At 37.4% G+C, this 14,444-nt stretch carries 12 protein-coding genes; 2 read left to right on the forward strand and 10 right to left on the reverse strand.

Features of this window, described 5'->3' with window-relative positions:
- From LI951_RS13190 to LI951_RS13230, 9 genes are all read right to left on the reverse strand, one after another.
- A partial coding sequence (locus tag LI951_RS13190; RefSeq protein ID WP_229442494.1) for a tyrosine-type recombinase/integrase occupies positions 1 to 662 on the reverse strand: 662 nt, incomplete at its 3' end.
- 1,170 nt (positions 663 to 1,832) lie between these two features.
- Positions 1,833 to 3,728, reverse strand: a complete 1,896-nt coding sequence (locus tag LI951_RS13195; RefSeq protein WP_229442495.1) for an acyltransferase family protein — start codon at positions 3,726 to 3,728, stop codon at positions 1,833 to 1,835.
- A gap of 344 nt (positions 3,729 to 4,072) precedes the next feature.
- Positions 4,073 to 5,329, reverse strand: a complete 1,257-nt coding sequence (ilvA, locus tag LI951_RS13200; RefSeq protein ID WP_229442496.1) for a threonine ammonia-lyase IlvA — start codon at positions 5,327 to 5,329, stop codon at positions 4,073 to 4,075.
- Between the two features lie 202 nt (positions 5,330 to 5,531).
- Positions 5,532 to 6,527 (reverse strand): ketol-acid reductoisomerase, encoded by a 996-nt coding sequence (gene ilvC / locus LI951_RS13205; RefSeq protein ID WP_202069109.1) that lies wholly within the window; start codon positions 6,525 to 6,527, stop codon positions 5,532 to 5,534.
- A gap of 38 nt (positions 6,528 to 6,565) precedes the next feature.
- Positions 6,566 to 7,048 carry an acetolactate synthase small subunit gene (gene ilvN, locus LI951_RS13210; protein ID WP_202069111.1) on the reverse strand — a complete coding sequence of 161 codons (483 nt, stop codon included), beginning with the start codon at positions 7,046 to 7,048 and terminating at the stop codon, positions 6,566 to 6,568.
- 2 nt (positions 7,049 to 7,050) lie between these two features.
- Positions 7,051 to 8,739, reverse strand: a complete 1,689-nt coding sequence (gene ilvB / locus LI951_RS13215) for a biosynthetic-type acetolactate synthase large subunit (RefSeq protein ID WP_229442497.1) — start codon at positions 8,737 to 8,739, stop codon at positions 7,051 to 7,053.
- Positions 8,740 to 8,753: 14 nt separating this feature from the next.
- On the reverse strand, positions 8,754 to 10,445 hold the full coding sequence (gene ilvD / locus LI951_RS13220; protein WP_229442498.1) for a dihydroxy-acid dehydratase: 1,692 nt from the start codon (positions 10,443 to 10,445) through the stop codon (positions 8,754 to 8,756).
- A 410-nt stretch (positions 10,446 to 10,855) separates the two neighbouring features.
- Positions 10,856 to 11,371 (reverse strand): hypothetical protein, encoded by a 516-nt coding sequence (locus LI951_RS13225; RefSeq protein WP_202069115.1) that lies wholly within the window; start codon positions 11,369 to 11,371, stop codon positions 10,856 to 10,858.
- A 128-nt stretch (positions 11,372 to 11,499) separates the two neighbouring features.
- Entirely contained in the window at positions 11,500 to 11,811 is a 312-nt protein-coding gene (locus LI951_RS13230; RefSeq protein ID WP_229442499.1) for a hypothetical protein, read from the reverse strand.
- A gap of 572 nt (positions 11,812 to 12,383) precedes the next feature.
- Here LI951_RS13230 and clpP point away from each other — a divergent pair.
- Both clpP and LI951_RS13240 read left to right on the forward strand, forming a co-directional pair.
- Complete coding sequence (gene clpP, locus LI951_RS13235; RefSeq protein ID WP_202069118.1) at positions 12,384 to 12,980, forward strand: ATP-dependent Clp endopeptidase proteolytic subunit ClpP; 597 nt, start codon at positions 12,384 to 12,386, stop codon at positions 12,978 to 12,980.
- Between the two features lie 139 nt (positions 12,981 to 13,119).
- Positions 13,120 to 13,644 carry a DsbA family protein gene (locus LI951_RS13240; RefSeq protein ID WP_229442500.1) on the forward strand — a complete coding sequence of 175 codons (525 nt, stop codon included), beginning with the start codon at positions 13,120 to 13,122 and terminating at the stop codon, positions 13,642 to 13,644.
- Between the two features lie 132 nt (positions 13,645 to 13,776).
- Here the strand turns inward: LI951_RS13240 and LI951_RS13245 are convergent, their stop codons facing one another.
- A complete protein-coding gene (locus tag LI951_RS13245) occupies positions 13,777 to 14,370 on the reverse strand; it encodes a TetR/AcrR family transcriptional regulator (RefSeq protein WP_229442501.1) in 594 nt (197 codons plus the stop codon).
- Between the last annotated feature and the right edge of the window lie 74 nt (positions 14,371 to 14,444).

Here is a 14,444-nt window from a genome sequence, read left to right on the forward strand (position 1 = left end):
ATTTCTCTTGTAAAATCAATATCCTCCCACCTTAACCCGCTTATCTCTCCAATCCTCATCCCGGTTGCCAGACTGATGATTACAGCTGAATAATAGGTATTTCTAAAGGCGGCTTCTTCAAGTGCCTTTTGTTCTTCTACAGACAAGGACCGAATACCCTTTCTTTTAATAGAAGGAAGTACAATATTTTTATAAGGATATTTATTTAAATATCCGTTAACAACAGCATAGTTCAAACTGTTCTTTAAGATAGTCAAAATAATTTTAACCATATTAATGGAATAGCCCTGAGACAGTAGAAATTCAATAAGTGCCATAACATCGGTTCTTTCCAGCTGGTTCAATTTTTTTCTGCCCAAAAAAGGAATAATATGATTTCTAATTTTTGATTCATAACTCGACCAGGTTGATGGCTTCACTCTATTTTTAACCACTTTATGAAGCCAGTAAGTGAACCATTCAGAAGTAGTTCCTGAATAAATAATTTTATTACTGTCAATAAATTCCGATTGATATTTAATTAATTTTTCTTTTACTTCACTGTATCGTTTACCATAAACATACCCATATATGAGACGATTTTCTTTATTTCTTGATTTTTTATACCTGCCTTCCCATCGTCCATCTTTTCTTTTATAAATATTTTCACCTTTTCTTGGCAAGCTCCCTCACTCCTAATATTGACTAATTTTTTGACGGCTCAAAAAGTATTGGAAAAGTACAACCACAATAAAAATACATTATGAAAACGAAAAAGATTCTCATTTTTTTTATGTTTCACCAAAAAAAATGAAAAAAAATGATTGATTTTAAGATTTACTATGACTAAAATTTAGAGTATAGTGAGTATAGTTAAATTTGTAAAAATCACGTTTATTTTTCAAAAGATAATATATTTTATTTCTTGGAAGAACTGAATACAAGAATATTTATCAATTAACTTTTTTAGTTAATTGACTGATACTTTTATTTATTTTTTAAATTAAAACTGGTATAAGTTCATTAAAAAACTGAGCTTATACCAGTTTTTCACTCAAAAACACCAATGAAATGACCCCTTTAGGGCTTTTCATTGGTGTTTTACTATGAACTGATACTCCATAACAATAGATTTTTTTCGTTGCATTCAGTCAATACCTACAACTTCTGATAAGTTGATTGCTCGTCTATTTCATATCGTTTTACAAAATGGACAAGGCATGCTATCTATAATCGCAATCGGATCATTTGTAGAGAGTTCATCTATCCATCCTTGCTAAATAAGCTGCATTATTTCAGTATCGTTCGCCTTATTTCCGAGATGTTGCCTGCGATTACTCGGCACAGTTTAGGACCGACAAGTGCTAGTTCTACTTTGCCACTTCTGCTTATATTCGTACTTTAGCAGAATGGTATGCGTAGCGGAGAAGAACTGCTGTCTCTGCGAGTCTAACGATTCTCGAGACAAAACATTACACTGTATCCGTTTTTCTGCGTCTATGATTCTCACTACACTACACGACACTTCGTTTCGATCTCATCAATTTCTAAACGGCAGAGCCGCTAAGAATTGAAGGGCTTCGTTCCAATCCTCGAAACATGTCTGAGGGGCATGTAAGAACTTGCTTCTACGCTTCTTACGAATGCTCGAATCATACAAAGACTGGAACACCGTTTATTTGGCTTTAGGCGGCTCAGACATCCTAATGTCACAGAGCCTTTTATTTTATCATTGTTTTGAGTTTATCTTATGCCATATTTTTTCAGCTAGTATATCGGATAATCTGTTAATGAATCAAAAATAGACAACACACAGGATTTTCATCTGTTGGATGCCTCACTAAAAATTTCTCTTATTTCTCTATACCATTTATTAGACTTTTGGAAATCAGCTCTGCATATTTAACCTGACCCTCAATATTTGGATGAACAAAATCTTCATAAAACCACTCATCATGATCCTTGCTAACTCCGTACCAGTCAATAATCGTCAAGTTTGAGTATTTATTGTTCATTGCTTCCAGCAGACTATTCACTTCGTTTTGCCACCTTCGTGTCGGTACCCGAACATTCAACCAGTATACCTGCCGTTCACTCCCAATAATTTGCATAACACTGTCAAATTGTGCTTCTGTAAATAAGCCGTTTGTACCCAGACTAATCAATACAGTATTTTTCAGCTGATTATCTGTTTTCAACTGCTGCAAAGCTTCTCCACTACTGTAAAGCTGTCGGCCTACTTCTCCATCAATAATCATCTTTGGGAAAATAGACTGCAAGATGCCCGCACCGTCCAGTATAACTGAATCGCCAAAAACAGTTACTTCGAGCTCCTGAGCATTGGCCCATTCTTTATCCGTCAACCCGTAATGAGCAGGATCAGCTATCTCCCCTTCAGTCGCTGAATCTGATGTAAACGTTGAAGTTGTACTGCTCTCAGTGTTTTCTTTATTGGCCTGTCTTCGTTCCTCAGCTCGTTTTTTATTGTTTGCGATGGTTTCCTGCAGCTGCTGTTGATCTGCTGTTACATAATTTGAGGGGGCAATGGTCCAGCTGTATGCGGCCATACCAAACAATACAACACCTATTGCAAAAGTGACTTTTTGAACAGTAATCCATGGTCTTTTGACTAAATCTTTTAATGCATACCAGATATATTTATAATAAAAAGCGCCTAATGGTTTTTCTATAAATCTATAGGAAAGCTCGCTGATCCCCAAAATTAAAATTATTTCAATAATTGAGTGAAGAACGAGGTATTCATTCAAATCTTTGATTCTGGCTTCATAAAAAATCATCACAGGAAACTGGTAAAGATAAATCCCATAGCTTCGTTTTCCGATCCATGTAAAAACAGGATTTGTCAGCCACTTATTAAGGTCTGCTCCCGGATGAGCGGTTATTGCAACAAGGAGCGTGGAAAAAATACTCAATACAAACATTCCGCCACGATAAATAAAGCTGTAATGGTCTGCTAAAAAAATAAATGACAGTATAACTGCTGCCAATGAGACACATCCGATACCATTCAAAAGGTAACGTGCTTTTTGCGGAATCTCTTCTTTTAATCTAAGTGTTGGCCAAACAAAAGCTAATCCGCTTCCCAGCAAGATGGAAAACAAACGTGTATCAGTTCCATAATAAACTCTTGTAGGATCTGCTCTTGGAACATAAAGCATTGCCATCAGCAGAGCAGAAAAACAGGCCGCTGTTAAAACAGCACTGACAATCTTTTTATTGGTTTTTAAATATCTTTTTAAAAGGATAAACATTAAGGGCCAGACCAAGTAGTTTTGAGCCTCAACGGCTAAAGACCAGATATGAGTGAACGGTGATTGAGTTGCAAAGCGATCAAAGTAGGAAAATCCATGAAATATCTGCCACCAGTTATTATAATATAACAAGCTGCTGGCTATGACTCCCCGTAGATTATTCAACAAATCTTTTTGAAAAAAGACGATATATGCTGAGGCGGAAATTAACATAACGATTAATCCCGGATATAACCTTTTCATTCTTCTTATATAAAATCCTTTAACATCTATTTCATCATTTTGGAGCCATTCCTGACGTAGTAAATCTGTAATTAAGTACCCCGAGAGAGTAAAAAATATCGGCACTCCCAAATATCCTCCACTCATGATTCGCGGAGACAAATGATATAGGATAACCCCGACAACAGCAATCGTCCGAATCCCATCGAATCCGGTGATATAACGGCTATTTTTCAGCCTTTTATTCTGTTCCATCTATATACCAACTTTACTATAATCTATTTTAAGGTCATTATTTTTAATTTTTAAAAAGCTTTTTCAGCTATAAATTAAATATACGTCCTTTCAGTAAAAATGGCAAGCAGTCTTTTTCGTTTTCAACGAAAACTTTACTAATTTTTATGGTAGCTGGAAATAATCATTATTATTATTTTTTTTAGATAAAATTACTCATAATTTTTTTTATTTATATTTATTATTTTTGATATATTTTAACCGCTTTCATCTATTTAAAATAACAAAAAACTTTCCATTTATTCTAATTTAATAAATGAAAAGCTTTTTGTTTTCGTCTCAAAGTTCAGTCAGCACTTATTATTTTAAACAAGTAATGCATATAGCGACTCGTTCTCACTTAAATCTATATAAGTTGGATCGAATGCGCTGAGATTCTTTATAAGCTGAGCATGATCTTCTTTTCTTTTCAGAAGAATACCCAGGATTACTGGACCAGTCCCTCTGTTTACCTTCTTCGTATATTCGAATCTTGTAATATCATCATCCGGTCCAAGTACATCATTTACAAATTCTTTCAAGGCTCCAGGTCTTTGAGGAAAATTGATAACAAAATAATGCTTCAGACCTTCGAAAATCAATGAACGTTCTTCAATTTCGGCCATCCGATTAATATCATTATTTCCCCCGCTGATGATACAAACCACGGTTTTCCCTTTAATTTTTCCCTTCATCTGTTCCAAAGCGGCAACACTTAGTGCTCCTGCAGGTTCTACAACGATTGCCTGCTTGGAATAAAGTTCTAAAATAGTTGAGCAAATCTGTCCCTCATCCACTGACAGCAGCTGATCAACAGATTCGACTGCATATTCATAGGTTTGATTACCCACCTTTTTTACAGCTGCTCCATCTACAAATTTATCTACACTCGATAATTCAATCGGCCTGCCTGTTTCAAAAGCAGCTTTCATTGACTGAGCCCCTTTTGGTTCAACACCAATGACCGTTGTAATTGGACTGACTGCCTTCGTGTAAACAGAAGTTCCGCTGATCAATCCGCCTCCGCCGATTGCTGAAAGCAGATAGTCAATCTGTATTGCTTCTTCTTTTACCTTATTAAAGATTTCCACTGCGACGGTTCCCTGTCCCGCCATAATATTTAAATCATCAAATGGATCAATAAAGGTCTGCTTATTTTGAACAGCATATTCTTTTGCTGCCTTCGCAGAGGCATCAAATGTATCTCCTACCAATTGAATAGCTACTTCATCCCCACCGAAAAACTGGACCTGTGAAATTTTCTGCTGAGGCGTTGTTGTCGGCATAAAAATTGTCGCGGGTACCTTCATTTCATGACAGGTGTACGCTACGCCCTGTGCATGGTTTCCAGCACTGGCGCAGACAACACCGTTAGCCAACGTATCAGGGGAAATTTGAGAAATTGCATAGTAAGCGCCCCTGAGTTTGAACGACCTCACTTTCTGAAGGTCCTCTCTCTTCAAATAGACATTGCACTGATATTTTTGAGACAGATAGACATCATATTGAAGAGGCGTTTTAATTACTACCTTTGCAAGATGCTCATATGCTTCAGCTATCTTTTCTTTTGTAAGTTTTGTCACGCTCTTCTCTCACCTCTTTGTCTGTATCTGCTGTACTAGTGTGTGCTTGAAAACGCAAGCGGCGACGGCGAATATTTTAATGATTTTTATAGAACTCATCGTCATAACTATTCGTTTATGAACCACATAAACTGTGTTTTCTTCCTTGATCTCAACAAAAATCACTGAAAAATTCAAATTCCACTAACTTTTCAAACACGCCCTAGTCTTTTTGAGAAACAAACGGCATCATTTTTCTTAATTCCGCACCCACTTTTTCAATCGGATGTCCTGCATTTTCTTCACGCATTTTATGGAATTCTTTAAAGCCGTTCTTGTTATCATCTACAAATCCCTTCGCAAAATTACCGTTTTGAATATCTGTCAATACATCTTTCATGTTGGCTTTTGCCTGTTCAGTAATCACACGAGGACCGGAAACATAGTCGCCATACTCTGCTGTATTTGAAATAGAGTTACGCATTTTTTCAAATCCACCCTCATAAATCAAATCTACAATTAGTTTAATTTCATGACAAACCTCAAAATAAGCAAGCTCTGGCTGATATCCTGCCTCTGTAAGAGTTTCAAACCCAGCTTCAATCAAACTTGTCAGCCCGCCGCATAAAACAGCCTGTTCACCAAACAAATCTGTTTCTGTCTCTTCTTTAAATGTTGTTTCCAGAACACCCACACGTGTTGCTCCAATGCCTTTTGCATAAGAAAGAGCCAAATCTCGTGCAGTTCCTGTTGCATCCTGATAAACAGCAAATAATGCCGGTACTGCAAAGCCCTCAGTAAATGTACGACGAACTAAATGTCCCGGTCCTTTAGGTGCTACCAAGAAAACATCTACTTCCTTTGGAGGTTTGATAACATCAAAATGAATATTGAAGCCGTGAGCAAAAACCAACGCATCCCCTGCATCCAAATTTGGCGCAATTTCGTTATCATAAAGATCTCCCTGAATTTCATCAGGTGCCAAAATCATAATCAGTTGAGCTTTTTTTGCCGCTTCTGCTACGGGCAGTACTTCAAATCCGTCATTTCTTGCTGCATCAGCAGATTTCCCTTCTCTGATTCCAATAACAACCTGGTTCCCATTATCTCTTAAGTTTTGAGCGTGAGCATGTCCCTGAGAGCCATACCCGATAATTGCTGTTGTCTTTCCTTCTAATGCATTTTTTTCCACTGAATCGTTGTAATAAACTTTTACCATAATTGTAAAACCTCCAAATTTTTATATTAAAACTCCACTTAGTGATTGCCACGAGTGAAGCCTGTTACTCCAGTACGAGCTAATTGCTTAATACCATAGGGTGCTACAACATCAACAAATGCACTGATTTTTTCACTGGTTCCTGTTACTTGAATAACCACTGTTTTTGTGCCGACATCAATGACATTTGCTCTAAAAGGATCAATGACTGAAAATAATTCTGAGCGGATCGCTGCAGGCGCATTTAGCTTAATCAGTGCGAGTTCCCGTTCCAAATGAGGTTCATCTGTAATGTCAGAAACCTTGATAACATCAATCTGCTTATTCAGCTGTTTAGTAATCTGCTCACTTTCATTCAGATCTTCAACTTGGACGATAATTGTAATTCTGGATATATTTTCCTGTTCAGTCGGTCCCACAGAAATACTGTCTATATTCACTTGCCGCCGTGTAAGAACCCCACTGAAGCGATTTAAAACACCAGAATTATTGTATACTGTTGCAGTAATAATTCGTCTCATCATTAGTCCACCCCCAGCATCTGATAATTTGGCTTACCTGCCGGTACCATCGGCAATACATGTTCTGTTTGAGAAACACAAACTTCAATTAGAATCGGACCGTTTTCTTTAAAGGCTTTTTCCAGCTCTGCTTCCACTGTTTCAGGATTGGAAATTCGAACCGCTTTGATTCCATAAGCTTCTGCCAGCTTAAGAAAATCCGGCTGACTTGCAAATACAGATTCTGAGCGCCGCTGGTTAAAGAAGCATTCCTGCCACTGTCTAACCATTCCCAAAGACTGATTATTCAATAAAACAATTTTTATCGGCAAATTGTAATCATTCAAGATAGCCATTTCCTGATTGGTCATTTGAAAACCGCCGTCTCCTACAAACAGCACAACTTCCTTATCTCTGCATCCCAGCTGTGCACCAATCGCTGCCGGTATGCCATAACCCATCGTTCCCAGACCACCGCTTGTAATCAATTGCTTTTCATTTTTGAATGGGTAAAACTGAGCAGTCCACATTTGATGTTGACCTACATCTGTAGCAACAATTGCTTCGCCGTCTGTCAGCTTACCGATATATTCAATGACCTTCTGCGGTTTAATTTCTTCTTTTTGTTCTTTATCATATTTGAATGGATGCAGTTTTTTTCTTGAAAGGTTAATTTTTCGCCAGTCTGTCCAAGTATCAGCATCTTCAGCAATATCAACTGCCAGCATCTCTTTGAGTGTTTCTTTTGCATCAGCCACTATTGGGATCTTTGTTTCGATAATCTTTCCGATTTCAGCAGGATCAATGTCTATATGTGCCACTACTGCATTTGGTGCAAATTCCTGAGGCGCACTCGCCAGACGATCATCAAATCTTGACCCTATATTTATCAGTAAATCACAATCGGTTAACGCCATGTTAGCTGCAAAAGAGCCATGCATTCCGCCCATTCCAAGAAATAGTTCATGATTGGAAGGAATCGCCCCAAGACCAAGTAAGGTACTTAATACGGGAAGCTGATATTTTTCAATAAACGCTGTCAGCTCTTTGCTTGCATTTGCCTGAACCACGCCGGCTCCGACAATAACAAGCGGTTTTTTTGCATATGACAGCTCGTCCATTAGTTTTTTTACCTGCAGCTTATTAGGATAGACAGTCGGCTGATAGCTCGGCAGAACCAGCTCTGGAGGATTATCTGAACCAGATTCAATAATCTGCATGTCTTTTGGCAAATCAATAACTACCGGTCCTTTTCTGCCGGTTGTTGCAATATGAAAGGCTTCATCAATAATTCTGGGAAGCTCGCTGCTGTCTCTTACCTGATAGTTATTCTTGGTAATCGGCATTGTAATTCCGACCATATCAGCTTCCTGAAATGCATCTTTTCCAATACCGTTTGTTGTTACCTGACCTGTGAACACAATCAGAGGAACTGAGTCGCTCATTGCATCAGCTATACCTGTTACTGCATTTGTTGCTCCCGGACCGCTGGTTACTACTACCACGCCAGGCTTTCCTGTTGCTTTTGCATAGCCCTCTGCTGCATGAACGGCTCCCTGTTCATGCCTTGTCAGGATGTGAGGAATTTCACCGTCATATAACGCATCGTATAATGGCAGAACTGCCCCTCCGGGATACCCGAAAATCATCTCTACATTCTGTCTCAATAAAGAATCAATCAGCAGCTTCGAACCGCTCTTTATATTTTCCATAACTCCTCCTCCTTCTAATCCAATAAATCACTCGGGATTCTCATTATTCCCCCAGTATGAGCAGAAGTAACAAGTGCAGTATATCTTGCCAGATATCCCGTTTTCACTTTTGCTTTGAAAGGTTCAAGGTTCTTTCTTCTTTCTGCCAACTCTTCATCGGATACCCGAACATTCAATGTCCGCTCTGTTAAATCAATTTCAATTTCATCATCGTCTTTAATTAACGCAATAACTCCGCCTTCTGCTGCTTCAGGAGAAATGTGCCCCACAGCGATTCCCCTTGTTGCTCCGGAAAAACGGCCGTCCGTAATCAACGCTACTTCTTTCCCTAATCCGCGGCCAACAATACTGGACGTAGGAGCCAGCATTTCAGGCATCCCCGGACCGCCTTTTGGTCCTTCATAACGAATAACAACTACATGACCTTTTTTCACCGTGTGATTATCAATTGCTTCAACTGCTTCATCATGTGAGTTAAAGCAGATTGCTTTACCTGTAAACACCTTAATCGACGGATCTACACCTCCTACCTTTATAACGCTGCCTTTCTCGGCAATGTTCCCATAAAGGATTGACAGACCGCCTACAGGACTGTAAGGTGTTTCTTTTGGATGAATCACTTCTTCATTCTTAATTTGTGCATTTTCAACATTCTCCCGAAGTGTCTTTCCTGAAACTGTTATGCGGTCAGGATGGATTGCATTCTCCAAATCAACCAGTTCCTTCAAAATAGCGGAGACACCACCTGCTTCATGCACATCATGCATCGAATAAGCAGAAGATGGAGCAATTTTAGATAGATAAGGAACTCTTTTAGCAATTCCATTGACTGACTCAAGATCGTAATCAATTTCAGCTTCGTTAGCAATTGCCAATGTATGAAGAACCGTATTGGTTGAACCACCCATTGCCATGTCCAGAGCAAATGCATCATCAATTGCTTCTTTGGTAATAATGTCACGCGGTTTAATCTGCTTTTTAACAAGATCCATTAAACGGAAGGCAGATTCACGAATCAGTTCTCTTCTTTCTTCTGAAACAGCTAAAATAGTCCCATTGCCAGGAAGCGCCATTCCCAATACTTCCATCAGACAGTTCATGGAGTTTGCCGTAAACATACCGGCGCAGGAACCACAGGTCGGACAAGCATTTTGTTCCATAAAGTTAAATTCTTCTTCTGTCATTTGACCTTCTTTAAACGCCCCGACTGCCTCAAACATGGAGGATAGCGTTGCTGTATGTCCTTTCGGATCAATTCCCGCTTTCATAGGTCCGCCTGAACAGAAAATTGCAGGAACATTGGTCCGAACGCTGGCCATCAGCATCCCCGGTGTAATCTTGTCACAATTTGGAATATAAAAAACTCCATCAAACCAATGTGCATTGATCACTGTTTCAGCAGCATCTGCAATAATTTCCCTGCTTGGGAGAGAATAGCGCATCCCGATATGTCCCATTGCAATTCCGTCATCTACTCCGATGGTATTAAACTCAAACGGAATTCCACCGGCTTCTCGGATTGCTTCCTTGGCAATATCCGCCAGTTCTCTTAAATGGACATGTCCGGGAACGATATCAATGTAAGAATTACAAATTGCTATAAATGGTTTCTCCATATCTCTGGCACTTTTCACCTGACCTGTTGCATACAGCAGGCTTCTAGCCGGGGCTGCTTCTATTCCTTTTTTAATCATATCGCTTCGCATTTTTATCACTCCAATTCCAGTTTTTATGACATTCCATTTAATTTTCTCCTACAAAAAAAGCATCCCATTGATGGGATGCCTTAGCAAGAATCCCATTCACTAAAGACGAATAGGACTCAAACATCTGACAAAATCTCAGTGTTCTAAGTCCTCAAATATAAAATAATGACTAAATCAAAATTTGTTGTCTTTCTCATAAGAATGGATTCTCCTTTATGTAACTATGAATATAATTAAAATAAAATGTGAATTCGAAAAGCTTTTGTTAACTATAAACCCTACAAATTAGAATGTCAATAGAAAATTCAGAAAATTCAAAAAATCGAAAATGTCTTTCTATAAATAAAAAGCACGTAATTAAGTATACAGCTACTTAACATTACGCACTTTCTAACTCCTATTCATTTTCATCATTTTCTGCTGAAATAATAAATAGGCTGATTGGTTAATCGTTTCATTTGTCTTTTCTTATCTTCAATAATAGACAGAAGTTCTTCAGAGAAATTCTCCAGGATTACTCTTCCGCCTTTATACGTATTTCCCCCAATAGACGCCACTTCATCAGGAGTAATAATTACTTTACGATGAATAATTTTTTGGAAAAATACATCAATCAAATAAGTCGGCAGATAAAAGTTATTCTGAGCAGAAAAAGATTCCAAATAAATGAAATCATCAATACTTATATAGCAGTCATCCACAGACAAAAAATGAACAGTTTTATCGATGTAAATATCCCTTTTCTGCAAAATTTCATTAATCTTTTTATTCAATAGATTTAAAGATTCTATTTCTTTGACAAAGTGTTCCAGGTCACGTCGCCGATATTCTTTTCTTTCTTCAAATGAAGCACGTAATCCTATACTGACTATAGTAATAATTGCTCCTACAAATACACCTGACATTCCTACAAAAAAAATTAGCATCTAATTTTACCTCACAATAATTGATCTTCATAAAACAGTATAACATACCCATAAATAATGGAAAAATGTAACGTGTGATCTATTTTCAAAATAAGAACAGCTTATTTTATACATTTTTTATTATAAGATTATTCACAATACTGATCTCCAACAGCCAGTAAATGATCTTTTGCTACAGGAAAAACCATGTATTTGTCCAGAGTTGTTTCAAATTTTTCTCCAAAGATATCTTGAAGGTATCCGCACTGTTCACACTCTTCCAAAAAGCATTTTGTTTCTTTTTCATCTCTTAAAATTATATCTCTCATATCATATTGACCAGTAACGGGACAACTATTTCCTGAATAGATTGAAATCATATTCCAAAGAATGCTGGAAATCGACATTATCAATCCATCTAGCTTGGCATATTCACAGCTGCTCTTTCTTTCCGTTTCCATTCCCAAAGAGAGCCTTGGAGAAGCTGTCATATAAACAGCTGGATCAAGAGAAATCAGTCTATCTAAACCGCTTTTTTTAACTCTTCTTTTGTAAAAAAGCCATCATCATTTTTTACAAAAGCTGACAAAGCAATATAATAGTTTCTGCAATTGCCCATTATCTCAGGATTAGAATAAATAATGTGATACTGCTGCATAAATTTACTTTACCTTTTCATATATTTTTTTATGTTCTCCTCCGTATCAAAAGAATATTCAGAGCCGCTCCATACTTCCTCCTGCCAAGCCCTATTTTTATTGAACCTTCCAGAAATAACAACTGCACATAAACATGTTCCCAACATCAAAACAAATTCAGCATGTAAATGCTAACTCCCACTCCAAGATTTCTGCTGAAAACCGCAACAATTAACAAAGTTTTAAATACTTTATTAAGACATAATTTTTATTAATAAAAAGAATGCAATTTCATTGACCTTTATTGACCTTTACAGTATACTTTTTTTATGCATTCGAAACAGCGATATGTTAGAATGTGAGTGTGGAGCTTTGTATATAGGAGGAATTTAATTATGAATTTAATACCAACAGTTATAGAACAATCATCTCGCGGCGAAAGAGCCTATGATATTTATTCACGGCTATTAAAGGATAGAATCATTATGTTAAGCGGTCCTATCGATGATAACGTGGCAAACTCAGTTATTGCTCAGTTATTATTTTTAGATGCACAGGATTCTGAAAAGGATATTTATTTATATATCAACTCTCCGGGCGGAAGCGTTTCAGCTGGTCTGGCTATTTTTGACACAATGAATTTTGTTAAGGCAGATGTTCAGACAATTGTACTTGGAATGGCTGCCTCTATGGGAAGCTTCTTGCTGACAGCCGGTCAAAAAGGAAAACGATTTGCATTACCGAATGCTGAAATTATGATCCATCAACCGTTAGGCGGCGCACAAGGTCAGGCAACTGAAATCGAAATTGCTGCAAAGCATATCTTGGACACACGTGAACGCTTAAACAAAATTTTAGCAGAACGTACAGGTCAACCAATTGAAGTTATTGAAAAAGACACAGACCGAGATAACTTCATGACTGCTCAGCAGGCAAAAGAGTATGGTTTAATCGATGAAGTAATGGAAAACAGCAGTTCATTAAGCAAATAATAATGGAATGACTTGACTGGGATAATTACTGTCCCAGTTTTTTTGTACTGTCATTAATTTAATCAGGCATCCTATCTGTAATTTTATACTGAATATAGTAAACTGAGAGAAGCAATAAAGTAGAAAGAAGGAATAAACCATGGATATTTCTGTAATTGATGCATCAAAAGCAACTGAAAAGGATGGTTTGGTTATTGGCAAAAAGACCGCTCCAGTTAAAATCATTGAATTTATGAATGTTCGCTGCCCCTACTGTAAAAAATGGTTCGAGGAAAAGGACGAGCTTTTGACTAAATATGTTAATGAGGGCAAGCTTCAACGGATCATTAAACTTTTAGACAAGGAAAAAGAATCCCTTCAGCCCGGCAATGTAATGCATCGGTTTATTAATTATGACCTTCCGGTAAAAGGTTTGACAGATTTACATCAAATGTTTGCCACTCAAGATCAATGGGGGCATTTGCCTTTGGAACAGGTTGCAGAATTTGCCAGAGATAATTTGCAAATTACTGAAAGAGACAATCATACTGTTTCACAAAATGTTATTGCTGAAGCAGAAGCTGCAAATATTAAATTTGTACCAACAGTAGTTGTCAAAGAAGCAATTTTTGATGAAAGTATTACTGATGGAGAATTAATCAATATTATTGAAAGTCACTTGTAAAATGCATCTGACCTAAAAAGATGGGACCAGAGATCTATTCTTAAGAGTATCACCGAATGCTGAATGAATCAGCAATTTTCCGGTGATACTCTTGTTTGGAATTCTATCAAAATTCATCGTTACAGCGAGATTCTAACCCAATCCTCGAATCAGCATATCCACATATGCTTCCGCCATTTGCTTGCCCGCTTTATCCAGTACCATATTGTTGCTTACGCAATGAAAAACAAAGCCCATCAGTGCAATCAAATGCAGTTCTGCTGAGTGTTCATTTGCAGCAGAAAACATACCTTGTTCTTTTCCAGTTAAAATCAGTTGTTGCAATATACCAATTCCCTGGTTATCCTCTTCCATCTTTTCATCTTCAATTTTTGGAGAAGTCATCATGATTGCTTTAAACTTTTCCGGGTATTTCATCATCGTATAAATGAATATTAAGCTGCACATTCTTATCAGCTCATTCGGCTGCAGATGGCTGCTCACTTCAACCGTCTTTTTTACTTCTTCCACTACTTCAAGATACACTGTATAGGAAATATGATTGAGAATCTCTTCTTTATTTTCATAATAATTATAAATAGTTGCGGGAGCATACCCAATTTTTCCGGAAATCTTCCTAATTGAGAGTTTTTCAATTCCTTCAGCCAAAATAATCGCTACAGCAGCATCAAAAATTTTATTTTCAATGACTGTTTTCTCCCGCTCTCTTCGTTCTCTGCTATTCATAAACATCTCTCCTAAAAAATGAACACTGTTCAAAAAATTATTTTTATTAATCATAATTTATAAAGCTATTATTT

It is taken from the genome of Enterococcus sp. BWT-B8 (genome assembly GCF_020567625.1).
In the GTDB taxonomy this organism is placed as follows: domain Bacteria; phylum Bacillota; class Bacilli; order Lactobacillales; family Enterococcaceae; genus Enterococcus_L.